The sequence below is a fragment of the Knoellia tibetensis genome (genome assembly GCF_048606415.1).
Lineage (GTDB): Bacteria > Actinomycetota > Actinomycetes > Actinomycetales > Dermatophilaceae > Knoellia > Knoellia tibetensis.
On record NZ_JBMBWF010000002.1, the window covers coordinates 347,675 to 371,769 of the forward strand.

22 protein-coding genes and 1 pseudogene are annotated in these 24,095 nt (G+C 71.0%); 5 read left to right on the forward strand and 18 right to left on the reverse strand.

Annotated elements, in window-relative coordinates:
• Positions 1-101 precede the first annotated feature (101 nt).
• Positions 102-1,487, forward strand: coding sequence for a hypothetical protein (locus ACOJV7_RS13480; protein WP_420190725.1), 1,386 nt, complete (start codon positions 102-104; stop codon positions 1,485-1,487).
• Positions 1,484-2,665 carry a hypothetical protein gene (locus tag ACOJV7_RS13485; protein ID WP_420190726.1) on the forward strand — a complete coding sequence of 394 codons (1,182 nt, stop codon included), beginning with the start codon at positions 1,484-1,486 and terminating at the stop codon, positions 2,663-2,665. Before ACOJV7_RS13480 ends, ACOJV7_RS13485 begins: the two co-directional genes overlap by 4 nt.
• A gap of 113 nt (positions 2,666-2,778) precedes the next feature.
• On the opposite strand, the gene ACOJV7_RS13490 is transcribed toward ACOJV7_RS13485, so the two are convergent.
• From ACOJV7_RS13490 to pyrR, 12 genes are all read right to left on the reverse strand, one after another.
• On the reverse strand, positions 2,779-4,173 hold the full coding sequence (locus tag ACOJV7_RS13490) for a bifunctional phosphopantothenoylcysteine decarboxylase/phosphopantothenate synthase (RefSeq protein ID WP_420190727.1): 1,395 nt from the start codon (positions 4,171-4,173) through the stop codon (positions 2,779-2,781).
• A gap of 7 nt (positions 4,174-4,180) precedes the next feature.
• Positions 4,181-4,444, reverse strand: coding sequence for a DNA-directed RNA polymerase subunit omega (rpoZ, locus tag ACOJV7_RS13495; protein WP_420190728.1), 264 nt, complete (start codon positions 4,442-4,444; stop codon positions 4,181-4,183).
• A 36-nt stretch (positions 4,445-4,480) separates the two neighbouring features.
• Positions 4,481-5,044, reverse strand: coding sequence for a guanylate kinase (gene gmk, locus ACOJV7_RS13500; protein WP_420190729.1), 564 nt, complete (start codon positions 5,042-5,044; stop codon positions 4,481-4,483).
• A complete protein-coding gene (gene mihF / locus ACOJV7_RS13505) occupies positions 5,041-5,358 on the reverse strand; it encodes an integration host factor, actinobacterial type (RefSeq protein ID WP_420190730.1) in 318 nt (105 codons plus the stop codon). The genes gmk and mihF overlap by 4 nt, the downstream gene beginning before the upstream one ends.
• Positions 5,359-5,495: 137 nt before the next feature.
• The gene (pyrF, locus tag ACOJV7_RS13510) at positions 5,496-6,353 is read right to left on the reverse strand and encodes an orotidine-5'-phosphate decarboxylase (protein ID WP_420190731.1); all 858 of its coding nucleotides are present in this window, start codon (positions 6,351-6,353) and stop codon (positions 5,496-5,498) included.
• Entirely contained in the window at positions 6,350-7,312 is a 963-nt protein-coding gene (locus ACOJV7_RS13515; RefSeq protein WP_420190732.1) for a dihydroorotate dehydrogenase, read from the reverse strand. Before ACOJV7_RS13515 ends, pyrF begins: the two co-directional genes overlap by 4 nt.
• The gene (locus ACOJV7_RS13520) at positions 7,312-8,238 is read right to left on the reverse strand and encodes a dihydroorotate dehydrogenase electron transfer subunit (protein WP_420190733.1); all 927 of its coding nucleotides are present in this window, start codon (positions 8,236-8,238) and stop codon (positions 7,312-7,314) included. Before ACOJV7_RS13520 ends, ACOJV7_RS13515 begins: the two co-directional genes overlap by 1 nt.
• Positions 8,235-11,552: a carbamoyl-phosphate synthase large subunit gene (gene carB / locus ACOJV7_RS13525; protein WP_420190734.1), complete on the reverse strand. Its 3,318-nt coding sequence runs from the start codon at positions 11,550-11,552 to the stop codon at positions 8,235-8,237. The genes ACOJV7_RS13520 and carB overlap by 4 nt, the downstream gene beginning before the upstream one ends.
• A gap of 1 nt (position 11,553) precedes the next feature.
• The gene (gene carA, locus ACOJV7_RS13530; protein ID WP_420190735.1) at positions 11,554-12,714 is read right to left on the reverse strand and encodes a glutamine-hydrolyzing carbamoyl-phosphate synthase small subunit; all 1,161 of its coding nucleotides are present in this window, start codon (positions 12,712-12,714) and stop codon (positions 11,554-11,556) included.
• A complete protein-coding gene (locus ACOJV7_RS13535) occupies positions 12,711-14,003 on the reverse strand; it encodes a dihydroorotase (RefSeq protein WP_420190736.1) in 1,293 nt (430 codons plus the stop codon). Before ACOJV7_RS13535 ends, carA begins: the two co-directional genes overlap by 4 nt.
• A complete protein-coding gene (locus ACOJV7_RS13540; RefSeq protein ID WP_420190786.1) occupies positions 14,000-14,992 on the reverse strand; it encodes an aspartate carbamoyltransferase catalytic subunit in 993 nt (330 codons plus the stop codon). The genes ACOJV7_RS13535 and ACOJV7_RS13540 overlap by 4 nt, the downstream gene beginning before the upstream one ends.
• 68 nt (positions 14,993-15,060) lie before the next feature.
• Positions 15,061-15,642, reverse strand: coding sequence for a bifunctional pyr operon transcriptional regulator/uracil phosphoribosyltransferase PyrR (pyrR, locus tag ACOJV7_RS13545; RefSeq protein ID WP_420190737.1), 582 nt, complete (start codon positions 15,640-15,642; stop codon positions 15,061-15,063).
• Between the two features lie 229 nt (positions 15,643-15,871).
• Between pyrR and ACOJV7_RS13550 the strand changes: the two genes are divergently transcribed.
• Complete coding sequence (locus tag ACOJV7_RS13550; RefSeq protein ID WP_420190738.1) at positions 15,872-16,045, forward strand: hypothetical protein; 174 nt, start codon at positions 15,872-15,874, stop codon at positions 16,043-16,045.
• A gap of 239 nt (positions 16,046-16,284) precedes the next feature.
• Here ACOJV7_RS13550 and nusB read toward each other — a convergent pair whose 3' ends face one another.
• From nusB to ACOJV7_RS13565, 3 genes are all read right to left on the reverse strand, one after another.
• Complete coding sequence (nusB, locus tag ACOJV7_RS13555) at positions 16,285-16,695, reverse strand: transcription antitermination factor NusB (protein WP_420190739.1); 411 nt, start codon at positions 16,693-16,695, stop codon at positions 16,285-16,287.
• Positions 16,696-16,698: 3 nt separating this feature from the next.
• Entirely contained in the window at positions 16,699-17,259 is a 561-nt protein-coding gene (efp, locus tag ACOJV7_RS13560; protein ID WP_035947734.1) for an elongation factor P, read from the reverse strand.
• A 93-nt stretch (positions 17,260-17,352) separates the two neighbouring features.
• Complete coding sequence (locus ACOJV7_RS13565) at positions 17,353-17,943, reverse strand: NYN domain-containing protein (RefSeq protein WP_420190740.1); 591 nt, start codon at positions 17,941-17,943, stop codon at positions 17,353-17,355.
• Positions 17,944-18,059: 116 nt separating this feature from the next.
• Here ACOJV7_RS13565 and ACOJV7_RS13570 point away from each other — a divergent pair, with 116 nt between their 5' ends.
• The gene (locus ACOJV7_RS13570) at positions 18,060-19,640 is read left to right on the forward strand and encodes an FMN-binding glutamate synthase family protein (protein ID WP_420190741.1); all 1,581 of its coding nucleotides are present in this window, start codon (positions 18,060-18,062) and stop codon (positions 19,638-19,640) included.
• A gap of 9 nt (positions 19,641-19,649) precedes the next feature.
• On the opposite strand, the gene ACOJV7_RS13575 is transcribed toward ACOJV7_RS13570, so the two are convergent.
• From ACOJV7_RS13575 to ACOJV7_RS13585, 3 genes are all read right to left on the reverse strand, one after another.
• Positions 19,650-20,045: a hypothetical protein gene (locus ACOJV7_RS13575; protein ID WP_420190742.1), complete on the reverse strand. Its 396-nt coding sequence runs from the start codon at positions 20,043-20,045 to the stop codon at positions 19,650-19,652.
• A gap of 875 nt (positions 20,046-20,920) precedes the next feature.
• Positions 20,921-21,421: an ANTAR domain-containing protein gene (locus tag ACOJV7_RS13580; protein ID WP_420190743.1), complete on the reverse strand. Its 501-nt coding sequence runs from the start codon at positions 21,419-21,421 to the stop codon at positions 20,921-20,923.
• Positions 21,422-21,691: 270 nt separating this feature from the next.
• Entirely contained in the window at positions 21,692-21,997 is a 306-nt protein-coding gene (locus ACOJV7_RS13585; RefSeq protein WP_420190744.1) for a WGxxGxxG family protein, read from the reverse strand.
• An 871-nt stretch (positions 21,998-22,868) separates the two neighbouring features.
• On the opposite strand from ACOJV7_RS13585, the pseudogene ACOJV7_RS13590 reads away from it, so the two are divergent.
• Positions 22,869-24,045, forward strand: a pseudogene (locus ACOJV7_RS13590) (IS110 family RNA-guided transposase); the annotation flags it as partial.
• Between the last annotated feature and the right edge of the window lie 50 nt (positions 24,046-24,095).

The window sequence follows — 24,095 nt, forward strand, 5'->3', positions numbered from 1 at the left end:
CAGCCGGGACAGCACGCTCGCCCACGACCTGGTCCGCGGGCCCGGGCGTCCGGCCCGCTTGGCCCGGGCGCACCGCGCCGGAGTGCGGCATGATGTGCGGCGTGAACGACCCCCTCGACCTCCTGGTGAGGGCTCAGCGCCTGGCCGAGGAGGTCCGTGTCGAGTCCCTGCGCGAGGTCGCCGAGGCCCGCCGGGACGCGGCCCAGGTGCGTGCCCGCACCGCTGACGCCATGAGCGAGCTCGAGGGCGTCACGGCCACGCTCGACCGGGCGCGCGCGGAGGCCGAGGCCGTCATCGAGTCGGCACGTGAGGAGGCGAGCGCCCTGCTCGCCGACGCCGCCGACCAGGCCTCGCTCGTGCGCACGCGCTCGTCGAAGGCGGCCGACGAGGCGCTGTCGATCGCCGAGGAGGACGCCGAGGCCCGTCTCGCCGAGGCAGAGCAGCGCGCCGCCGCCCTCGTCGCGGACGCCGAGCGCGCTGCCCGCGAGCGGCTCGAGGCCGCGACCCGGGAGATCGCCACCGCCCGCGAGCAGTGGGCGACCGAGCGCGCCACTCACGAGAGCGAGATCACCGGGCTGCGTACGCGCGCAGAGGAGGACGCCTCCCGGCTGCGATCCGAGGCGGACGCGTATGCCGTCCGCCACCGTCGCGAGGCCGAGCTCGCCGCCGAGGCCGCTCGAGTCGAGACCGAGCACCGCACGTCCGCCGCGGAGCAGGAGCGGGAGGCCCTGCTCGCCACAGCACGCACCGAGGCCGCCGAGCACCTCGACCGCTCCCGCGCGGAGGCCGACGAGCTCATCCGCTCGGCGGAGGCGCACCTCGCCTGGGCCCAGGCCACCGTGCGCGACATCGTGGGCACGACGGAGCGCGAGACGATGGCCCAGCGCCGCGAGCACCACCGCTCGCTGTCCGAGCGCGCGCGTGCGCAGCGCGAGCGCATCACCGCGCTCGCGGCCAGCGCCGCCGCGAGAGCCGCCGACCTCACCTCGGAGGCCGAGGCCGAGTCGACCCACCTGCGGGCTCAGGCCACGACCGTGCTCGAGGAGGCCCGGGCCGATGCTGCACGGACCCTCGAGGACGCGCGCCGCGAGGCCGAGCGCATCACGCGCGCGGCCAGTGAGCGGGTCCAGGAGGCCGAGGCCCGGGCCGAGCGACGGCTGGCCGAGGCCGAGCGTGGCGCCCAGCTCGTCCGGCGTGGCGCCGCCGACGACGTCGAGCGGTTCCAGCGCGAGGCCCACGAGCAGCACCGCACCGCCCGCGCCGAGATCCTCCGCATCACGAGCGAGGCGCAGTCCCGCTCCGACGCCATCCGCGCCGAGGCCGAGGCCAGCGTGGCCCGGGCCCGCGACGAGGTCGCCGCCCTCGCGGCCCGGCGCGACGCGATCACCGCCCAGCTGGCCGACCTCAGCGGCGTCATCGACGCCCTCGCCGTCGGCGAGCCGAACCCGTCCTCCCCGATCCCCACCCCGCACCAGGAGCAGTCATGAACACGCCCGCCTTCCCGACGATCTTCCGCGGCTACGACCCGGCTGCGGTCGACCGCCACCTCGCCTCCGTCGAGCAGACGGCCGAGTCGGCTCGCCAGGAGGTGGCCCGCCTCACCGTCGAGCTCACCAAGCTCACGCAGGAGAACGCCGAGCTCGCCAAGGGACTGGCCAAGCAGAAGGCGGTCGTCGCGGACCTCGAGGCTCGCGAGGTCCAGCCCTCCTCGCCCTCCTTCGCCCATCTCGGTGAGCGCATCGGGTCGATGCTCACGCTCGCCGACGAGGAGGCCGCCTCGATCCGCTCATCCGCCACCGCGGACGCCGAGGAGCACCGCCGCCTCGTCGAGGAGTCGGCCACGTCGGTCCGCATCGCGGCCGACCGCTACGCCGACGAGGTGCGCCAGCGCGCCGACGTCGAGGCGTCCGAGATCGTCGCCAAGGCGAAGCAGGAGTCGGCAACCCTGCTCGACGACGCGGGTCGCGAGTCGTCGGCCCGTCGCGAGGAGGCCGAGGCCTACTTCGAGAGCCAGCGGGCCCGTGCCGCCGCGGCCGCCGCCGACTTCGAGAGCACCCTGCAGGAGCGGCGCGGTCGGGCGGCGCAGGAGTTCATGACGGCCGAGAGCGCCCACGAGCTGCGCCTGCAGGAGCTGCAGGAGCAGGCCGACCTGCTCACCCGTGAGGGCGAGGAGCAGCGTGCCGCGCACGCGGCGGAGGCCGTGACGATCCTCGACCAGGCCAAGGCCGAGGCGTCGGCCATGGTGACGACGGCCAAGGAGCAGGCCGACCGGATCAAGCGCGACTCCGAGCGCGAGCTCGCCGCCGCCACCGCCCGCCGCGACAGCATCACCGCCCAGCTGAGCAACGTCCGCAACATGCTCGCCACCCTCGGTGGCGCCGCCGCGCTCGGCCAAGCCGGGTTCGGCGGCGAGGCGACCGGCGGGCCGGTCGCAACGGACGAGCCCGAGGCGGAGGCCGCTGCCGAGACCGAGGTCGCGAAGGCGGACACCGAGACCGGCCCTGCGACCGACGCCGCGGAGAACCCCACCGACGGGGCGGCGGAGCTCACCACGGACGAGACCGAGTCCGAGGCCGCCGCCGAGAGCCAGGCCGAGGGCGCGGGGCGCGAGGCCGAGCTGGCCGGTGCGTCCGACACCAAGGGCGGCCGCAAGAAGAAGAAGTAGTCCCAGGACGACGAGTCCGGCCGGCGGTGTGTCACCGCCGGCCGGGCTCCGTGCTTCCCGCACACGGTCAGTCCCCGCACCCGACCTGCGGGCGGAGGCCGATGACGGCCGGGTCAGAGCAGGTCGGTGACGACGTCCCAGACGGCGTCGGCAACGGCGGCCTTGCTGGCGGGCCCGACCTCGACGGTCTCGTCACTCCCCCGGCGCAGGATCGTCACGGTGTTGTCGTCGGCGCCGAACGTCTTGTGCTCGCCCACCTCGTTGACGACGAGCACGTCGCACCCCTTGCGCTCGAGCTTGGTCCGGCCGTGGTCGAGCACCGAACCGGTGTCGTCGCCGGTCTCGGCGGCGAAGCCGACGATGACCGGGCTGGTGGCACTCCCCCGGCTCGTGACGAGCTCGGCGAGGATGTCGGGGTTGCGCACGAGCGTGATCGTCGGGGCCGACTCGTCGGCGGACCCGTCGTCGCCGGTGTCGTGCGACTTCTTGATCTTCGTGGGCGCGTAGGCAGCCGGGCGGAAGTCCGCGACAGCCGCGGCCATGACGACCGCGTCGGCGTCGGCGGTGGCGGCCACGACGGCGTCGCGCAGCTGGAGCGCGGTCTCGATCGTGACGACCTCGACCCCCGCGAGGTCGGTGGGCGTGGAGGTGACGAGGGTGACCTGCGCGCCGCGGGTCACGGCCGCGGCGGCGAGAGCATGGCCCTGCTTGCCCGAGCTGCGGTTGCCGAGGAAGCGCACCGGGTCGAGCGGCTCGCGCGTGCCGCCGGAGGTGACGACGACCCGTCGTCCGGCGAGGTCCCGTCGACCCACCCCAGCGTGTGCGGATGTGGTGGTTCTCGCCGTCGTATCCGCAGACGCTGGGTCGGTCGCGGATCGAGCGCCGGTCGCTGACGTGTCGCCGGTCGAGGCGACTCCGGCAGCCGGATCGGTGGAGGGACCACGAAGACCCGCCACCTCGGCCGGCGACGGCTGGTGACGGGAGCGGGCGAGCTCACGCTCGCACACGGCATACAGGGCTTCGGGCTCGGGAAGCCGTCCGGGACCGGTGTCCTTGCCGGTGAGGCGACCGCTCGCGGGCGGGACGACGTGGACGCCGCGCTCGGTGAGGGTGGTGACGTTGGCCTGGGTGGCCGGGTGGTCCCACATCTCGGTGTGCATCGCGGGAGCCAGGACGACCGGGCACCGCGCCGTGAGCAGCACGTTGGTGAGGAGGTCGTCGGCCTGGCCGGTCGCGGCCTTCGCGAGCAGGTCGGCGGTCGCCGGGGCGACGACGACGAGGTCGGCCTCCTGCCCCAGGCGCACGTGCGGCACCTCGTGGACGTCGGTCCAGACGTCGGTGCTCACCGGCTTGCCCGACAGGGCGGCCCACGTGGGCGCGCCGACGAACTTCAGCGCCGCCGCCGTCGGCACGACCGTGACTTCGTGCCCCGCCTCGGAGAGCAGGCGGAGCAGCGAACAGGCCTTGTATGCCGCGATGCCGCCCGCCACACCGAGGACGACGCGCACGAGGGGCTCAGTCCTCGATCTTCTCTGAGGTGAGCATGTTGCCGTTGATCTCGCGCAGGGCGATGCTCAGCGGCTTCTCGTGGACCTCGGAGTCGACGAGGGGGCCGACGTACTCGAGGAGGCCCTCCTGGAGCTGCGCGTAGTAGGCGTTGATCTGGCGTGCGCGCTTGGCCGAGTAGAGGACGAGGGAGTACTTGGAGTCGGCGTGCGTGAGGAGCTCGTCGATCGGCGGGTTGGTGATGCCGATGGGGTTGGCCTTGGTGCCTGACACGGAATCAGTCTCGTTTCGTCTGGTGGGGGGTGCGCATCAATGAGGGGTGCGCATCAATGATACGAGTTCGTCGGCAGCCCGCCGAACGTCGTCGTTGACGATGGTGACGTCGAACTCCTCGGCGGCCGCCAGCTCGGCCCTCGCGGTCGTGAGCCGGACCTCGCGCTCCTCGGCGCTCTCGGTGCCCCGGCCGACGAGCCGGCGGACGAGCTCGTCCCAGCTCGGCGGGGCGAGGAAGACGAAGAGCGCGTCGGGCATCGTCTCGCGGACCTGGCGCGCGCCCTGGAGGTCGATCTCCAGCAGCGCCGGTCGCCGCTCGGCGAGAGCGGCCTCGACCGGACCGCGGGGCGTGCCGTACTGGGCACGGCCGTGGACCGTGGCGAACTCGAGCAGCTCGCCGTGGTCGACCATGCGGCCGAACTCCTCGTTGGACACGAAGTGGTAGTGGACGCCGTCGACCTCGGTCGGGCGTGGCTTGCGGGTCGTGGCGGACACCGACAGCCAGACGTCGGGGTGGTGCTCGCGGACCCAGGCCGCGACGGTGCCCTTGCCGACCGCGGTCGGCCCGGCGAGCACGGTGAGGCGTGAGGCCGGGCTCACGCCTTGCCGAAGTGGGTCAACAGCGCCGAGATCTGGTTCTGGCCGAGGCCCCGCACGCGCCGGCTCTCGCTGATGCCGATCTCCTCCATGAGCGCCTTGGCCTTGACCCGGCCCACGCCGGGCATCGACTCGAGCAGCGCGGAGACCCGCATCTTGCCGATCACGTCGTTCGTCTTCCCTTCGGTGATGACCTCGCTGAGGTCACCCTGTGCGTACTTGAGCCGGTTCTTGACCGATGCCCGCTCACGGCGTGCCTGGGCAGCCTTCTCCAGCGCGGCGGAGCGTTGCTCCTGTGTCAGCGGCGGCAGAGCCATGGCGGAAATCCTCCAACGAGTATGACGACGCTGCTTCTCAACGCCTTCCCGGCGATTTAACCACGTGCCCGATGTGTGGTCGCGACGGGTTCTTGCTGGTCACCGGTGGTCGCCAGCAGGTGAGTGGTGCGAATGGGTCAGGCGAGCAACGAGGCCATGGCCTCGCTGGTCCGGGCCGCCCGCTCCCGCAGCGCCGCCACGTCGGGTCCCGCGCCGAGCACCTCGCGGCTGCTCGCCGGCAGGACGTTGGCGAGGGCGTCGCCGAAGACGCGCTTGAGGTCCTCGGCGGTGCCGCCCTGGGCACCGACCCCCGGCGCGAGCAGGGGGCCGTTGACCGCCGCGAGGTCGAGGCCGAGGTCCTGGACCGCGGAGCCGACCGTCGCGCCCACGACGAGGCCGACGTGGCCGAGCTCGCCGCGTGCGGCCGCGGCGGCGTTGTCGGCGGTCGCACCCGTCACCACCGTGCCGGCCACCGAGCGGTCGTCGCGCACGGCGTGCTGGACCTCGGGGCCCTCGGGGTTCGAGGTGAGAGCCAGGACGAAGACCCCACGGCCGGTCTGCTCGGCGAGGTCGATGGCGGGACGGAGCGAGCCGTAGCCGAGGTAGGGGCTGAGGGTGACCGCGTCGGGTGCGTCGACCGCGTCCTTGCCGAGGAAGGCCTCGGCGTAGGCGTCCATCGTCGTGCCGATGTCACCGCGCTTGGCGTCGACGAGGACGAGCGTCCCGGCGTCACGCAGGTCACGGACCGCCTCCTCGAGGACGGCGACGCCCGCCGAGCCGAAGACCTCGAAGAAGGCCGACTGCGGCTTGACGACCGCGACGTGGCCGCCGAAGGCCTCGACGCACGACCGCGTGAAGGCACGCAGTCCGTCGAGGTCGTAGGTGAGGCCCCACGACTCGACGAGGGCCCGGTGCGGGTCGATGCCGGCGCAGAGCGGCCCGTGGCGACGGGTCGCCTCGCGCAGCCGCTGCCCGAACGTGGAGGTCGTGCTCACGGGATCACCATCCTGTCGTGTGCGACTCCGACGAGCTCGGTGAGGCGGGCGACGCCGTGGGACTCGGCGAGGGCCTCGAGCTCTGTGAGGACGCGCTGGGGAGCGGTCGGGTCGTTGAACGTCGCGGTGCCCACCTGGACCGCGGAGGCGCCGGCAGCGATGAGCTCGAGCGCGTCGCGGCCGGTGCGCACTCCCCCGACACCGATGAGCGGCACGGTCTGGAAGCGCCCGTCGCGCATCGCGGCGGTCACCTGCCAGAGCGCCCGGACGGCCACGGGGCGGATCGACGGACCGGAGAGCCCGCCGGTGATGCCGCCGAGGTGCGGGCGCAGCCGGTCGGTGTCGATGACCATGCCGAGGAGGGTGTTGATCATCGTGAGCCCGCTCGCCCCGGCCTTCACCGCGGCGTCGGCGATCGAGACGATGTCGGTGACGTCGGGCGTGAGCTTGGCGAACATCGGTACGTCGCGCGGCAGCTGCTCGCGCACGAGGGCGACGACCTTGGCCGACGACAGCGGGTCGCAGGCGAAGACGAGCCCGCGGTTGGCGACGTTGGGGCAGGAGATGTTGACCTCGACGCCGACGACGCAGTCGAACGCGTCGCTGTCGGCGAGGACCTTGGCCACGTCGGCGAACTCGCCGGCGGTGTTGCCGGCGATCGACACGAGCACGCGGGCACCGACCGACTTCAGCCAGGGCAGGTCGTTCTCGACGAACGCGTGGATGCCGGGGCCCTGCAGGCCGATCGAGTTGAGCATCCCGGAGGCGGTCTCGGCCATGCGTGGGGTGCCACGCCCCGAGCGAGGGTCCATCATCACCGTCTTGGTGACGAACGCCCCGAGCGTCGAGACGTCGAAGAACCGGTGCAGCTCACGGCCGTTCGCGGCACAGCCCGACGCCGTCATCACGGGGTTGGGCAGGGTGCGGCCCGAGAGGGTCACGGACAGGTCGACGGCCATCAGTGACCTCCCACCCTGGGAGCGCCGACCGCGTCGGCGGGCACACCGCAGACGCCGTCGTGGAACGCCTCCCACCGGATGCGGTCCCCGCGGAACACCGGCCCTTCCACGCAGGAGCGGACCATCTTGGTCACGCCCTCCTTGTCGCGCACCGGCATGACGCAGGTCATGCAGACCCCGACGCCGCAGGCCATGGCCTCCTCGACGGCGACCTGCGCGACGGCACCGTGCTCGCCGGCGACCCGTGTCACCGACTGGAGCATCCCCATCGGTCCGCAGGCGTAGGCGACGGCGGCACCGGTGCGCTCGAAGACCTCGGGCAGCACGTCGCTCACCCAGCCCTTGTGGCCGGCCGAACCGTCGTCGGTCGTCACGGTGACCCCGTCGGCGGCGCGCCGGGCCTCGACGACACCGAAGAGGCGGTCCTCGGACGCCGCGCCGAGCACCATCTCGACGGTGCACCCGCGCTCGCGCAGGACGTCGGCGAGCCAGAAGAGCGGCGCCGAGCCGTAGCCACCGCCCACGAGGACGGTCGCCACCGGCTCGGTGGGCAGCGGGAAGGGCCGACCCAACGGCGCCACGACGTCGACGGCGTCGTGGGCGCGCAGGGCCGCGAGCCACTCGGTCCCCGGACCCTTGGCCGCGATGACGAGGTCGAGCGTGCCGCCGTAGGTGCCGGACGGGCTCACCTTGTGGATCGAGAACGAGCGCCGCAGCAGGTTGCCGGTCGTCGGCCCGCCGACCGCGAGGGCGGCGAACTGGCCCGGGCGGGCGAGCTCGGCCACGCCGGGCGCGACGATCGTCAGGTGGTGGTAGGCGCCGACGCGACGGGTCGCGATGACCTCACCGCTCACCTGCACGACACCGCTGTCGGGGCGAGCGGCGCCGATGGGACGCGCACCCCCCTCGGGACGACCAGCGCTCATCGGCCGGCCACCTGGAGGAGGTCGAGCGACCGCGCGTGCTCCTGCAGCGAGGTCACCGTGAGGTCGCCGCGTCGCAGCGCCTCGATGGCCTGCACCGCCGCCGCGAACTCCTGCACCGTCGTGATGAGCGGCACGTCGGCGGTGTTGGCCGCGGCGCGGATGGCGTAGCCGTCGGCCCGCGCGCTCTGGCCGGTCGGCGTGTTGATGACCATGGCGATCTCGCCGTCGAGGATGAGCTCGCCGATGCTGCGCGTGTCGCTCGCCGCGGAGTCGCCCTCGCGCTCGGTGATCTTGCGGATGACCTCGGCGGGAATCCCGTTGCGCCGCAACACATCCGCCGTGCCGGAGGTCGCGACGACGGTGAAACCGAGGTCGACGAGCCGGCTCACCGGGAACAGCATCGCGCGCTTGTCGCGGTTGGCCACCGAGACGAAGACCGTGCCCTCGTTGGGCAGGCCTCCGTATGCCGCGAGCTGGCTCTTGCCGAACGCGCGCCCGAACGTCGAGTCGATGCCCATGACCTCGCCGGTCGAGCGCATCTCGGGGCCGAGCAGGCTGTCGACCATCGTGCCGTCGGCCGTGCGGAACCGGTGGAACGGCAGCACGGCCTCCTTGACCGAGATCGGCGCGTGCGGCGGCAGCGTGCCACCGTCGCCGGTCGGGGGCAGGACGCCCTCCTCGCGGAGCTGGGCGATCGTCGCGCCGAGCATGACCCGGCTCGCGGCGTTCGCGAGGGCCACCCCGGTCGCCTTGGCGACGAACGGGACGGTGCGCGACGCACGCGGGTTGGCCTCGAGGACGTAGAGGATGTCCTGGGCGAGCGCGAACTGGACGTTCATGAGCCCGACGACACCGATGCCCTGCGCCAGCTTGCGAGCCGACTCGCGGACGAGCTCGATCTCGGCGTTGCCGAGCGTCGCCGGCGGCAGCGCACACGCGGAGTCACCGGAGTGGATGCCGGCCTCCTCGATGTGCTCCATGACTCCGCCGAGATACATCTCGGTGCCGTCGTAGAGGACGTCGACGTCGATCTCGATGGCGTCGTCGAGGAAGCGGTCGACGAGGACCGGGTGCTCGGGGGAGGCGTTCGTCGCGCGCTCGACGTAGGTGACGAGGGTGTCGTCGTCGTAGACGATCTCCATGCCACGTCCGCCGAGGACGTAGGACGGGCGCACGAGGACGGGGTAGCCGATCCGCTGCGCCACCTCGAGTGCCTCGGAAGCGCTGTATGCCGTCCCGTGCGCCGGAGCGGGCAGCTTCGCCTCCGCGAGGACGCGCCCGAAGGCGCCGCGGTCCTCGGCGAGGTCGATGGCCTCCGGCGAGGTGCCGACGATCGGCACGCCTGCATCCTTGAGGGCGGTCGCGAGGCCGAGCGGGGTCTGGCCGCCGAGCTGGACGATGACGCCCGCGATCGGACCGGCCTGCTTCTCGGCGTGGTAGACCTCGAGCACGTCCTCGAGCGTGAGCGGCTCGAAGTAGAGCCGGCTCGAGGTGTCGTAGTCGGTCGAGACCGTCTCGGGGTTGCAGTTGACCATGACCGTGTCGTAGCCGGCGTCGCGCAGCGCGAAGCTCGCGTGCACGCACGAGTAGTCGAACTCGACGCCCTGGCCGATCCGGTTCGGGCCCGAGCCGAGGATGAGGACGGCCTCGCGCTCACGCGGCGCCACCTCGGTCTCCTCGTCGTAGGAGCTGTAGTGGTAGGGCGTCTGCGCAGCGAACTCGGCCGCGCAGGTGTCGACCGTCTTGAAGACCGGGCGCACACCGAGGGCGTGACGGACGCCTCGGACGACACTCTCCGGCATACGGCGGATCTCGGCGAGCTGGGCGTCGCTGAAGCCGTGACGCTTCGCGTGGCGGAGGAGCTCCGGAGTGAGCTCGGCCGACTCCCCCACCTCGCGGGCGATGTCGTTGAGGAGCTCGAGCTGGTCGAGGAACCACGGGTCGATACCGGTCGCCTCGTGCGTCTCCTCGACGGTGGCGCCGCCGCGCATCGCCTGCTGGACGGTGACGATGCGACCGTCGGTCGGGCGGGCCGCGACGCGGAGCAGCTCGAGGGCCTCCTCGCGCGTGGGGGTCTCACCGCGCCAGTGGAACGAGGACCCCTTGCGCTCGACCGAGCGCAGCGCCTTCTGCATCGCCTCGGTGAAGTTGCGGCCGATAGACATGGCCTCGCCGACCGACTTCATCGTCGTCGTGAGGGTGTCGTCGGCGGCCGGGAACTTCTCGAACGCGAACCGGGGCACCTTGACGACGACGTAGTCGAGGCTCGGCTCGAAGCTCGCCGGCGTCTCGCGGGTGATGTCGTTGGGGACCTCGTCGAGCGTGTAGCCGATGGCCATCTTCGCGGCGATCTTGGCGATCGGGAAGCCGGTCGCCTTCGACGCCAGAGCCGAGGAGCGCGAGACGCGCGGGTTCATCTCGATGACGATGATGCGGCCGTCGACGGGGTTGACCGCGAACTGGATGTTGCAGCCGCCGGTGTCGACGCCGACCTCGCGGATGACGGCGATGCCGATGTCGCGCAGCCGCTGGTACTCGCGGTCGGTGAGGGTGAGCGCGGGCGCGACGGTGATCGAGTCGCCGGTGTGGACGCCCATCGGGTCGAGGTTCTCGATCGAGCAGACGACCACGACGTTATCGCGGTGGTCACGCATGACCTCGAGCTCGTACTCCTTCCAGCCGAGGATCGACTCCTCGAGGAGGACCTCGGTCGTCGGGCTCGCCTGGAGACCGGCGCCGGCCATGCGGCGCAGCTCGGCCTCGTCGTGGGCGAACCCGGAGCCGAGACCGCCCATCGTGAACGACGGGCGCACGACCATCGGGTAGCCGAGCTCGTCGGCGGCGGCGAGGACCTCGTCCATTGTGTGGGCGATGACCGAGCGGGCGCTCTCGGCGCCGCAGCGCTCGACGACGCCCTTGAAGAGCTGGCGGTCCTCACCGAGCTGGATCGCCTCGACGTTGGCGCCGATGAGCGGGCAGCCGTACTTCTCGAGGACGCCCGCCTCGTGCAGCGCGATGGCGCAGTTGAGCGCGGTCTGGCCGCCGAGGGTCGCGAGCACCGCGTCGGGGCGCTCCTTGTCGATGATCTTCTCGACGACCTCGGGGGTGATCGGCTCGATGTAGGTCGCGTCGGCGAACTCGGGGTCGGTCATGATCGTCGCCGGGTTGGAGTTGACGAGGATGACGCGCACGCCCTCCTCGCGCAGCACCCGGCAGGCCTGGGTGCCGGAGTAGTCGAACTCGCAGGCCTGGCCGATGACGATCGGGCCGGACCCGATGACGAGGACGCTCGTGATGTCGTCGCGCTTCGGCATGTCAGGCATTCACCTTCTGGTTCGTCTCGAGCAGGGTGACAAAACGGTCGAAAAGGTATGCCGCGTCGTGCGGTCCCGCTGCCGCCTCCGGGTGGTACTGGACCGAGAACCCGGTGAGAGCGCCTGTGGCAGAACGCAGCTCGAGCCCTTCGACGACGTCGTCGTTGAGGCAGACGTGCGAGACGCGCGCCGACCCGAACTCGGTGTCGGTGTCGCGGTCGAGCGGGGCGTTGACGGCGAAACCGTGGTTGTGCGCAGTGACCTCGACCTTGCTGGTGGTGCGGTCCATGACCGGCTGGTTGACGCCGCGGTGGCCGTACTTGAGCTTGTAGGTCCCGAAGCCGAGCGCCCGTCCGAAGAGCTGGTTGCCGAAGCAGATCCCGAAGAACGGTATGCCGTCCGCGAGCACCTCGCGGAGAACGCCGACCTCGTGGTCGGCGGTCGCCGGGTCGCCCGGGCCGTTGCTGAAGAACACGCCGTCGGGCTCGACGGCGCGGATGTCCTCGGCGGTGGCCGTCGCGGGGAGCACGTGCACCTCGATGCCGCGCTCGGCCATCTGCTGCGGGGTCATCGACTTGATGCCGAGGTCGACGGCGGCGACGGTGAACCGCTTCTCCCCCACCGCCTCGACGACGTAGGTCTCGTCGGTGCTCACCTCCTGCGCGAGCGCCGAGCCCTCCATGAGGGGCGCCGAGGTGACGCGCTCGAGGAGGTGCTCGGCCGGCATACGGGCGTCGTCGCCGGAGAAGATGCCCACGCGCATGGCCCCGCGCTCACGCAGGTGGCGAGTGAGCGCGCGGGTGTCGATGTCGCAGATGCCGACGACGCCCTGCGCGTCGAGCTCGTCCTCGAGGGTGCGGCGCGAGCGCCAGCTCGAGGGGCGCAGCGCGGGGTCGCGGACGACGAAGCCGGAGACCCAGATGCGCGAGGACTCGTCGTCCTCGTCGTTCCAGCCGGTGTTGCCGACGTGCGGCGAGGTCATGACGACGACCTGGCGGTGGTAGCTCGGGTCGGTGAGCGTCTCCTGGTAGCCGGTCATCGCGGTGCAGAAGACCGCCTCGCCGACCGTCTCGCCCTGGTGGCCGAACGCGCGTCCGGTGAAGGTGCGTCCGTCCTCGAGGACGAGCACGGCGGGCTCGCGGGTGGTGGTTGTCGTGTTCATGCGGTTCCCTCGAGCGAAGCGGTGACCCTGCCACGCAGGATGGTCGTGTGGACGGCGCCGGTGAGGCTGCGGCCGTGCCACGGATTGTTGCGCGACAGCGACCGCGATGCAGCGGCGTCCACCGTCCGGTTGGCCTCGGTGTCGACGAGGACGAGGTTGGCGGGGGCGCCGGCCTCGATCGCGCCGCCGTGGTCGCGGAGCCCGGCGATGCGGGCGGGCGCGGTCGACATGCGCTCGGCGAGCGTGGCGAGGTCCATGAGACCGCCGCGCACCATCGTGTCGTGGACGACCGCGAAGGCCGTCTCGAGACCGAGCATGCCGAACGCCGCGTCGACGAAGGCGTGCTCCTTGTCGTGGCGGGCGTGCGGTGCGTGGTCGGTCGCGACGGCGTCGATCGTGCCGTCCGCGAGCGCCTCCCGCAGTGCCTCGACGTCCTCGCTCGGACGCAGCGGCGGGTTGACCTTGAAGGTCGGGTCGTAGCCGCTGAGCAGGTCCTCGGTGAGGAGGAGGTGGTGCGGCGTGACCTCGGCGGTGAGCGCGATGCCCTGCGCCTTGGCCCAGCGCACGACCTCGATGCCCTCGGCGGTACTCACGTGCGCGATGTGCACCCGGCTGCCGGTGTGGCGCGCGAGCTGGGCGTCGCGGGCGATGATGCTCGACTCGGCGACGGCGGGCCAGCCGGGCAGGCCGAGGCGGCCGCTCAGCTCGCCCTCATGGCAGCAGGCGCTCGGGCCGGCGAGGTCGGGGTCCTGACTGTGCTGGCTCACGACGCCACCGAAGGCACGGACGTACTCGAGCGCGCGGCGCATGACGCGCGCGTCGGCGACGCAGCGGCCGTCGTCGGAGAAGACCCGAACGGCGGCGCGCGAGCGGTGCATGAGGGCGAGCTCGGCGAGCTCCTCCCCCGCGAGACCCTTGGTCACGGCGCCGATCGGCTGGACGTCGACGAGCCCGGCGTCGCGACCGAGGTCGAGGACGCGCTCGGCGGCCTCGGCGGTGTCGGTCACCGGGTTGGTGTTGGCCATGGCGAGGACCGCGGTAAAGCCACCGGCCGCGGCGGCCGCGGCACCTGACGCGATCGTCTCGGCGTCCTCACGGCCCGGCTCGCGCAGGTGCGTGTGCAGGTCGACGAGACCAGGCAGCAGGGCCAGCCCCTCGGCGTCGAGGGTCTCGGTGCCCGCGGGTGCGTCGAGGCCGCGGCCGACCTCGGCGATCGTGCCCTCGCGGACGAGGACGTCGTTGGCCTCGCCCCCGAGGAGTCGGGCCCCCGTGATGAGGAGGTCGCTCACGCGGCACTCCCCTCTGATCCGGCCACCGCTCCGGTGGGCACGTCGGCCCCCGCGAGCAGGTGGTAGAGCACGCTCATCCGCACTGCGACACCGGCGCTCACCTGGTCGAGGACGAGGCTCTGCGCGGCGTCGGCCGCGTCGGCGCTGATCTCGAGTCCGCGGTTCATGGGGCCGGGGTGGCAGATGACGATCTCCGGGTTGGTGTCGGTGAGGGCGGCGAGGCGCGGGCGGGTGAGGCCGTAGCCCACGGTGTACTCACGCGCGGTCGGGAAGTAGCCGCCGCTCATCCGCTCCTTCTGGACACGAAGCATCATGAGCGCGTCCACGCGGGGGCCGGTGTCGCCGCGCAGCACCGCGTCGAGGTCGTGGCCGATGGTGAAGCCGTCGCGCTCGGCCCACGCCCCGATGCCGCTCGGCATGAGCGTTGGCGGCGCGACGAGCGTGACCTCGGCACCGAGACGGCGCAGGCAGATGAGGTTGGAGCGCACGACCCGAGAGTGGGTGAGGTCGCCGACGATCGCGACGTGGCGGCCCTCGAGCGAGCCGAGCCGCCGCTCCATCGTGTAGGCGTCGAGCAGGGCCTGCGTGGGGTGCTCGTGGGTGCCGTCGCCGGCGTTGATGACGTGGGCGTCGACCCAGCCGGCGACCTGGTGGCAGGCACCCGAGGCACCGTGGCGGATGACGAGAGCGTCGACCCCCATCGCGTCGATCGTCCGCACCGTGTCGCGCAGCGACTCGCCCTTGGAGGCGGACGATCCCTTGCCGGTGATGTTGATCGTGTCGGCGCTCATCCACTTGCCGGCGATCTCGAACGAGCTCCGCGTGCGGGTCGAGTCCTCGAAGAAGAGGTTGATGATCGTGCGGCCGCGCAGCGTCGGGATCTTCTTGACCTCGCGCTTCTGGACGTCGTGCATCTGGGTCGCGGTGTCGAGGACGGTGCGGATGGCGCCGGCGTCGAGATCCGCCATCGAGAGCAGGTGGCGCGGCATGGTCGCGGCGCTCTGGGTGCTCTGCGTGGTCTGCGTGCCTTGCGTGCTCTGCGCCGTCTGGGTCGCGGTCATCGGACACCTCCGGTGATCGTCACGCTGTCGGCCTCGTCGAAGTCGGCAAGCCGCACGCGGACCTTCTCGGCCTGCGAGGTCGGGAGGTTCTTGCCGACGTGGTCGGCGCGGATCGGCAGCTCGCGGTGGCCCCGGTCGACGAGGACGGCGAGCCGCACGGCGGCGGGGCGGCCGTGGTCGGCGAGCGCGTCGAGGGCGGCCCGGACGGTGCGCCCGCTGTAGAGGACGTCGTCGACGAGCACGACCGTCTTGCCGTCGACCCCGGAGTCCGGGATCTGCGTCGGCATCGGCGCCCGGGTCGGCTGCCGGCGCAGGTCGTCGCGGTACATCGTGATGTCGAGGCTGCCCACGGGGATCTCGCTGCCCTCGAACTCGGCGATGACCGCAGCGAGGCGTCTGGCGAGCGGGACGCCGCGCGAGGGGATGCCGAGGAGGACGAGCCCGTCGGCGCCCTTGTTGGCCTCGAGGATCTCGTGGGCGATGCGACGCAGCGCCCGGGAGATGTCGGCCGCTCCGAGGACCGTCCTCCCGTCGTCGGTCGCGGGGTCGGTCTCGCTCGAGGAGCGGGGGTCTGACATGGGGGGTGTGGCTGCGTCAGGACACATCTGTGCCGTGACCTCCTTCCCTGCCTCACGGGACAGGTCGTTAAAGGATGTCGGTCGCGATCACTGTAGCGACTGGCCGACCGCGCCCCCAACTCGACCCCGACCGGCGCGTCCACGCTTCGGAACACATAACCGATTGCTATGCCAGCCCCAACTTCCCGTGATGTACTGGAGTCTCACCACACCGGCCGAAGGAGGCACCGTGCACCCGCAGACGCTCACGACACCCGACTCCGCGAACACGTGCGCCACCTCCCCGGAGCGGGCCCCGCTCTTCCCGCCTGCGGACGCCGACCTCGAGACCTACCGCGCCTGGCTGGCCCGGGCCGCGTGGCCCGAGGTCGTCTTCGGTGCCCGCCTCCCCCAGGCGTCCTGAGCCCACCGCTCGGGCGAACCTCCGTATGCCGTCCGCACCGGCGGACGTGCAAAGGCACCTCCCGGCGTCGCCGGTTGGCACCGCTGAGCATGAGGGACCCCGAGGCGAGCACTGCGTGTCCGGCGGCCATCGCACTCGGCGCGCGGACGGCATACGCCGAAGAAGTCCAGGCCCCAGCAACGCACGACGGCCGCCGACCCGGGAAGGGACGACGGCCGTCGAGACACGAACGCGGCGGATCAGGCCAGGGTCTGCTTGACCTCGGCGAGGCGGGCGAGGAGCCCGTTGACGAACTTGGGGCTGTCGTCGGTCGAGAGCTCGGTCGCGATGGCGACGGCCTCGCTGATCGCGACGCCCTCCGGCACCTGGCCGAACAGCACCTCGAACGCGCCGACGCGCAGGATCGCGCGGTCGACGGCGGGCATCCGCTCGAGCGACCAGCCCTGCGAGTAGGTCGTGAGCAGGTCGTTGATCTGCGTCCAGTGGTCGACGACGCCGGTGACGAGGTCGGCGGTGAACTCGTTGAGCGGAGCCTCGGTCACGGGCGCCGCGAGGCGCTCGCGCAGGAGCTCACTGGCGTTGACCTTGCGCTGCTCGGCCTCGAAGAGGAGGTCGATCGCGCGGCGGCGTGACTTGGTGCGTGCGGCCACAGGTCAGTTGACGCGGCTGAGGTAGGACCCGTCGCGGGTGTCCACCTTGACCTTGTCGCCGGTGTTGAGGAAGAGCGGGACGGCGATCTCGGCGCCGGTCTCCAGGGTCGCCGGCTTGGTGCCACCGGTGGAGCGGTCGCCCTGCAGGCCGGGCTCGGTGTACTGGATCTCGAGGACGACCGACGGCGGGAGCTCGATGAAGAGCACGTTGCCGTCGTGGCGCGCGACGATGGCGTCCTGGTTCTCGAGCATGAACTTCGCGGCGTCGCCGACGATCTCGGGCGAGACCGAGATCTGGTCGTAGGTGTCGCCGTCCATGAAGACGTAGTCGGTGCCGTCGTTGTAGAGGTACTGCATCGTGCGCTTGTCGACGTTGGCCGTCTCGACCTTCACGCCGGCGTTGAACGTCTTGTCGACGACCTTGCCCGAGAGGACGTTCTTGAGCTTGGTCCGCACGAAGGCCGGGCCCTTGCCGGGCTTGACGTGCTGGAACTCCACGACGGACCAGAGCTGGCCTTCGAGGTTGAGGACGAGGCCGTTCTTGAGGTCGTTCGTCGATGCCACGAGTGAGTTCGCTTCCCTTGGGTGTCGGAGATCGCCGGGAAGTCTATCCGGCGAGGGCCCACACCCCGAATTCGCTCGGGTCGGGGGAACCGGTCAGAGGAACTGGGCCGGGTCGAACTGCTCGATGGGGATGACCCGGATGCGCGGCAGCGCCGAGGTGAAGGCCTTGACGTCGTACTCGAGGTCGAAGCTCTCGAGCCCGTCGGCCTCGAGCGCGGTGAACCCGCTGTTGCGGAACTCGCGGAAGGCCATGAGGCCGACGCGGCGGTCGTCGTCCTCGAGGAGGGCCTCGACCTCCTCGAGGAAGTCGCCGTCGTGGCTGACGAGCATGACGTCGGCGTCGCGGTCCTTGATGGCCCGCAGGGTGCGCTGGATGGCGACGTCGACGACCTTGACGTCGGAGTCGCCGGAGAGCGGCACCGGCTGGAAGCCGAGGGCGTTGAGCGCCTGGATGAACGACATCGGCATCGTCGTCGAGGCATTGAGGAAGAACAGGCCCTTGACGTCCTGCTCCCACGCGTCGCGCGCGAAGGCGATGAGCCGGTCCCAGCGGGGACGCTCGTCCGGCTGCGGCCGGCGGCCGAGGATCGAGGTGCCGAGGGTGGCGTCGATGTTCTCACCGTCGACGAGGAGGTAGGTGAGGACCTCGGACCCGTCGCCGTCGGGCGTCTTCTCGGCTGCCATGGACCGGAGTCTAGGCCCGACCCGTTGCTGGTCCTCCCCCGTCCCGATCCAGACGTCCGTATGCCGGCCGGTCCCCTTCCCGTTTCACGGAGCCCCGCCGGGGCAGACTTCCCAGCATGAGAGCGAAGTCGATCGTCGGAGCCGTCGCCGTCGGGCTGGCCGGGGTGGCCGCCCGCGACCTCACCCAGAAGAAGCACTCGCTCAAGCGCAACTTCCCCGTCATCGCGCACGCCCGCTACTGGCTGGAGCGGATCGGTCCTGAGCTGCGGCAGTACATCATCACGAGCAACGACGCCGAGCGCCCGTTCTCGCGCGACCAGCGGTCGTGGGTCTATGCGAGCAGCAAGAAGGAGAACAACTACGTCGGGTTCGGCACCGACAACGACGTCGAGCACACCGAGGGCTACGTCATCGTCAAGCACCGCACCTTCGCCCCCTCGGCGCCGTCGACGGCCGTGGCCCACGGGCACCACGATGACGACGTCGACCTGCCGGCCGCCAAGGTCCTCGGCGGACCGCGCGGTCGGACCCATGCCTTCCGCCCGGCGTCCGTCGTCAACGTCTCGGCGATGAGCTTCGGGTCGCTCTCCGGCAACGCCATCGAGGCGATCAACCGCGGCGTCGCCCTCGCCGGCGCGCTTCACAACACGGGTGAGGGCGGGCTGTCCGACCACCACCGGCAGGGCGGCGATCTCATCTTCCAGATCGGCACGGCCTACTTCGGTTGCCGCGACGAGCAGGGCCGCTTCGACCTCGCCCGGCTCAAGGACCTCGTCCAGTCGGCACCGGTGCGCGCCATCGAGGTCAAGCTGAGCCAGGGTGCCAAGCCCGGCCTCGGCGGACTGCTCCCGGCAGCGAAGATCACCGAGGAGATCAGCACGATCCGCGGCATACCGATGGGCCAGGACTGCGCCAGCCCGTCGCGTCACGCGGAGTTCGACGACGTCGACAGCATGCTCGACTGGGTCGAGCGGATCGCGCAGGAGACGGGGCTGCCCGTAGGGATCAAGTCCGCGGTCGGCGAGCTGGACTTCTGGACCGAGCTCGCCGAGCAGATGTCGTCACGCACTCGCGGCGTCGACTTCATCACCGTCGACGGTGGCGAGGGAGGGACCGGTGCGGCTCCGCTCGTCTTCACCGACACGGTGGCCCTCCCCTTCCGGATCGGCTTCTCGCGGGTCTACTCGACCTTCGCGCGGGCCGGGCTCACCGACGACGTCGCCTTCATCGGCAGCGGCAAGCTCGGCCTGCCCGACAACGCCCTGGTGGCCTTCGCTCTGGGTGCGGACATGCTCAACGTCGCGCGCGAGCCGATGTTCGCGCTCGGCTGCATCCAGGCGCAGAAGTGCCACACCGACCGCTGCCCGACCGGCGTCGCGACCCAGGACGCCTGGCTCGCGCACGGGCTCGACCCGACGCTCAAGTCGGTGCGGGTGGCCAACTACCTGCAGACCCTGCGGCGCGACCTGCTCAAGGTCTCCGAGGCCTGCGGGGTGCCGCACCCCGGGCTCATCGACGCCGACGCGGTCGAGATCCTCGACGGCAACCGGGTGGGGACGCCGCTGCGCGAGGTGTTCGGCTACGAGCCCGGGTGGGGCACTCTCGGCCCAAAGCTCGCCCGTGAGATCACGCAGGTCATGTGGCCGGAGCGCGACATGGACACCGAGGCGCCGGAGTCAGCCACCGCGATGACGTAACGCCCGCCGTCAGCTCAGCTTCGTGATCCGCGTAAGGGCGGGCGCGTCCGGCCCCCAAGAGTTGGCCTCGCCCCACGTGCCGACGACGTGTGCCGTGCCGGTCGACGATTCGTGGACCCAGCCGGACTCGTAGCCGACAGCCCTGCCGTCGAGCCTCAGCCCGAACTCCTCCTCGGCGACCGTCCCGAGGGTGTAGCCGCCGCCGGTGCCCGTCGTCACCGACGTCAGCACGTCCTCGGTGTTGATCCGCACTGCGGAGACGACGACACCGGTGACGCCCTTGCCGGTGGAGGCGTCGACGACGCGGGTCGTCGCGACGAGGATCGGCGGCTTCCTGCGCAGCCATGCCCAGATGCCCGCGGCAAGACCGCCGATGATGACCGGCCTGAGGATCTCGGGAGCCATGGTCCACCCAACCACGCCCACCGGTCTCGCCGCGGCCGATCGCGCACTCTACCGTCCTCGCGCCGCCCTGACCGCGGCAATTCCGCACGTTCTGAGCCCGTGCGCGACACCCGCCTTCCCTCCCGGTGCATATCCTTCACTCGTGACGCAGAACTCGCACGTCGGACGTCCGCGGTGCCCTGTGCTTTTTGCCGCGACCCCGACCCTCGCCGGTTGCGGCTTCTTCGCGTCAGGCCCCGACTACCAGCGGAACCGCCTGTCCCGCCGTCGGCCACGAAGGTGGTCTCCGATACCGGCTTTGACGATGACGAGCCGATGCGGTCTCGCCGACAGGTTCTCGACATGCCGGGCGCGGACGCGCACGACTTGCTCGCCTTCTACCAAGACGCCTTCCCGGAGACACACAGGTGGTCTGCAAAATCCGTCGCTGAGAGGACAGTTGGTGTGCCTGTCCCGTCAGTCGGAGGAAGGGTTCTTCGAGTTCGTCGAGGTGTTCACGTACCAAGGAAGCCGCATCGATCAGCGCCCTGACCGCTTCCTGTCCATGACTAGCCGATTCCAGGACCCAACAGAGTGCGGCTCGGCCTTTCCATGGGTTCCGTCAGACCTCATCGAGTAGAGCAGGACCTGCGTTCAAGGGCTCGACAACGCACTCGGACTGGACCAGTCGGTTTCGCCCGACCATCGGCATGAGCGCGAGGGGCGCCGATGACCTCAGGTGTCGGCGGCAGACCTGGTCATGGAGCCTTACAACCATCACGGTGAGGACCGCACGTCTGGTTGCTGCCCGCCCTAGCCCCTCACCCCATCTGAAGCCCCCGGCGCATCCCCGACAGCCGGCCGGACAACCTCAGGGCGACGACAGTCCCAGGTCCTCACTGACGGGGCGGGAGTCCTGGGACGGCACCTGTCAGGACGACGTCCTCGGCCACCAGCCGCAGCTTGCTGTTGGCGTCCATGCTTGCCTTCCGCAGGAGCTCGAAGGCCTGGGCCTCGCTGAGGCGGTGGTGAGTCATGACGATCCCCACGGCGGCACCGATCGTGCGGGCGGTCTGCAGGGCGCCTTCGAGGTTCTTTGCCTGCTTGCTGCTGATGAGCCCTTCGGCCTGCAGCTCAGCGATGATCTCGTCGTGGACGTCGAGTCGCCCTTCGACGTCTGCGAGCCTGCGGTGGTCATCCTCCGAGCGCCTGCTGCCCAAGTCCGCCCGGCGCTCGGCCGCATCAGCTCGGGTGGTGCTGTCGTCAGCCCACAACTCGGCCTTATCCGCACGGGACTCCAAGGCCAGAGCCCGTTTGTCGGAGGCGTCAACGCGGGAACGCAAATCGTCTATCTGCCCCTGCAGCTCGGGTACGCCGACGGGCGGGTCCTCGTCCATGCGATCAAACCTAAGGTACGAAGAAGCGGAAGCCGCGTTGGCCGTGTGGGTGGATTCGGGCGCGGCTTCTGCCACGGCATCGCCGAGCGGACAGGCCGCACCCGGGAAGCCGGGTACGGCCTGTCCCTCGACCCGCACTGTTGGAGTCGAAGCCGTGCACGGGGTAGACGCCCGGTCTTGACACCAGAGGCTCACAGCCTCGCGTCCGACGATTGTCGGACGCGAGGCTGTTCCTTGCTCGAGCGGGTATCGGTGTACGCGGCCGTGGTCTCAGCGCGTATTCGTCGTGCGGTCGTCGTGGTGGTCGTTCTTCTTCTTGAGCCCGGCCAACCCGGCGAGGCCCAGCAGGCCCAGGAGACCCCACCTGCCCGAGTCCCCACCTTCATCGGTCTCGGTGGTCGAAGTAGGAGGCGTGGTCTCGGCCGCCATGTCCGCCATGGCGGCGGAGGGGAAGAGCATGACGGCACCGGTCAGTGCTGCTGCTGCTGCGAGTCGAATGCGCATTGTTGTGCTCCTCTTCATTGGTGCGGGTGGACACCGGGTAGTTACCCCAAGGCGATAGTCCCTAAGCAGCATGTGTCCTTGCGCTGGTGGGGTTACACCCTCGGGATGTGGGTATTGCCCGCACTGTTCACCCTGTCGGGCAACGCCCGCCCTCGCCCGCCCCACGGGGAGGGTGGGGTCACCTATTGCCGGGCCGAAGGTTCAGCCGCCGATGATTGGCTGCGCCTTGAGAAGTGCACGGCTGGCGGCGTCAAGGTCCGCCTCCTCATGGAAGGGTTGGCGTTCCAAGCTGCTGGCCAAGCTGATCCGCTGCCGTCTTTCAGCTGTAGGTGATGGGAGCGTTCGCCCAACTCGAACGCGCCCTGATCCGTGCCGGGCAACGCGAAGGGATCGAGGCCGCCAAAGCCCGTGGCGTCTCCCAGGGTCGAGTCCGACGGCTTGACGCAGCAAGTCGTCGCCGAACCCTCGGATGTTCATCTGGGCCCGGGCCGCAGCGAACCTGCCTGCGCGGCAAGGGGCCCAAGTGACTATGTGGGACCGCAGGCCACCGCGCCCGGTCGGAGCTGGGGACGGCACGACAGGTACGCCCGTTACTGAAAGACACGTCAGCCAGACGTTGCGCCGGCTCCACGCTGCTGTCGAGTCCGGCGTCAATTTGCTACAGGACCAACCTGCCACCACCGGCCTAGACTTCTTCGGCCTGCCCCACGCCCTGCGGCTACGTGTTTCATTGACGGCAGGACCGGCGCCTGCGCAGGCTCGGTTCAGGTGGCCGGGTCGTCGCTCTCAATCGCGGCTGCCCACGATGATCGTGTGGCTCTCACATGGACTGCGCCGCCCGGGCACCGTCGGGCAGGAGGGGCTCAAGAAGGGATTGCTCTGCTCGAAGTAGCGGTGCCCTCCACGCCCAACCATCACAGGTGCGAGGCAGCGGGAGGACGTCATGGAAGAGCAGGTTCCGCGGGTCGTCATCGGGATGGACCCGCACAGACGCAGTGTCACGATGGCGGTGATGCTCGCCGACGAGACGGTGGCCGGTGGCGGCCGGTTCGACACCACGGTCGAGGGTTACGAGGCGATGCTCGACTTCGTCGCCGGGTGGCCGGAGCGGGTGTGGGCGATCGAGGGCTGCGAGGGCATCGGCCGACACATCGCCCACCGCCTCCTGGCCGACGGGCAGGACATCGTCGACGTGCCGGCCAAGCTGTCCGCGCGGGCGCGGGTGTTCGCATCGGGCAGGGCCGCAAGACCGACGCCACCGACGCGCACTCGGTCGCACTGGTCGGCACCCGCATGGCCGGGCTGCGACCGGTCGTCTCTGATGCCCAGTTCGAGGTGCTGCAGCTGCTCGTGGACCGGCGCCGCTCGATCGGGGGACGAGCACACCCGCAAGATCAGCCAGCTGCACCGAATCCTGTTGGAAATGCTGCCCGGTGGCGCCAAGAAGTACCTCTCTGCCGCCCAGGCAAAGGTCCTGCTCGCCGGCGTGCGGCCACGCGACGCGGTGGGCAAGACCCGCAAGCGGGTCGCGGCCGAGCTCGTCGCCGACCTGGAACGGATCCATGCCCGCAAGAAGGCCGCGGACAAGGAGCTCAAGGACCTCGTCGCCGCAACCGGGACCTCGCTGCTCGGCTTGCACGGCATCGGTCCTTCCGGCGCCGCACGGCTGCTGGTCGAGGTCGGTGACCTGTCCCGCTTCCCGGACCGCAACCACTTCGCGTCCTGGACCGGCACCGCCCCGATCGACGCCTCCTCCGGGGACCACGTCCGCCACCGCCTCTCCCGCGGCGGGAACCGACAGATCAACCGGGTGCTGCACATCATGGCCACCGTGCAGCTGCGCACCCCCACCCGAGGGCCGCGCGTACTTCGACCGGAAGAAAGCCGCCGGCAAAACCTCCATGGAAGCCATGCGCTGCCTCAAACGGCGCCTGTCCGACCTCGTCTACCGAACGATGCTCGGCGACTACACCGCGAGCAAGGTGACGGGCCCGGGAGGGCAACGGGGCAACGACTCTGACTCCAGCGCGGCCGGCTCACAACCCCACACCGGCTCTTCGGACAAGCCACTTCCCGGACCCGCCACCACTAAGCCTAAGACCAGCCTCCCGCGGGCGTCTGACACAGAAGGGAGCCATGAGCGGAAAGCCGAGGCGCGGCCCGATGCTTC

Bases quoted from the DNA above. Each gene is read 5' to 3' on its own strand.
- ACOJV7_RS13575 (WP_420190742.1), bottom strand. From the start codon at position 20,045: ATGGCTCCCGAGATCCTCAGGCCGGTCATCATCGGCGGTCTTGCCGCG.
- carB (WP_420190734.1), bottom strand. From the start codon at position 11,552: ATGCCGAAGCGCGACGACATCACGAGCGTCCTCGTCATCGGGTCCGGC.
- ACOJV7_RS13580 (WP_420190743.1), bottom strand. From the start codon at position 21,421: ATGGACGAGGACCCGCCCGTCGGCGTACCCGAGCTGCAGGGGCAGATA.
- mihF (WP_420190730.1), bottom strand. From the start codon at position 5,358: ATGGCTCTGCCGCCGCTGACACAGGAGCAACGCTCCGCCGCGCTGGAG.
- ACOJV7_RS13485 (WP_420190726.1), top strand. From the start codon at position 1,484: ATGAACACGCCCGCCTTCCCGACGATCTTCCGCGGCTACGACCCGGCT.
- ACOJV7_RS13540 (WP_420190786.1), bottom strand. From the start codon at position 14,992: ATGCCGCGCCACCTGCTCTCGATGGCGGATCTCGACGCCGGCGCCATC.
- ACOJV7_RS13570 (WP_420190741.1), top strand. From the start codon at position 18,060: ATGAGAGCGAAGTCGATCGTCGGAGCCGTCGCCGTCGGGCTGGCCGGG.
- pyrR (WP_420190737.1), bottom strand. From the start codon at position 15,642: ATGTCAGACCCCCGCTCCTCGAGCGAGACCGACCCCGCGACCGACGAC.
- ACOJV7_RS13565 (WP_420190740.1), bottom strand. From the start codon at position 17,943: ATGGCAGCCGAGAAGACGCCCGACGGCGACGGGTCCGAGGTCCTCACC.
- carA (WP_420190735.1), bottom strand. From the start codon at position 12,714: ATGAACACGACAACCACCACCCGCGAGCCCGCCGTGCTCGTCCTCGAG.
- ACOJV7_RS13520 (WP_420190733.1), bottom strand. From the start codon at position 8,238: ATGAGCGCTGGTCGTCCCGAGGGGGGTGCGCGTCCCATCGGCGCCGCT.
- ACOJV7_RS13515 (WP_420190732.1), bottom strand. From the start codon at position 7,312: ATGGCCGTCGACCTGTCCGTGACCCTCTCGGGCCGCACCCTGCCCAAC.
- ACOJV7_RS13585 (WP_420190744.1), bottom strand. From the start codon at position 21,997: ATGCTGCTTAGGGACTATCGCCTTGGGGTAACTACCCGGTGTCCACCC.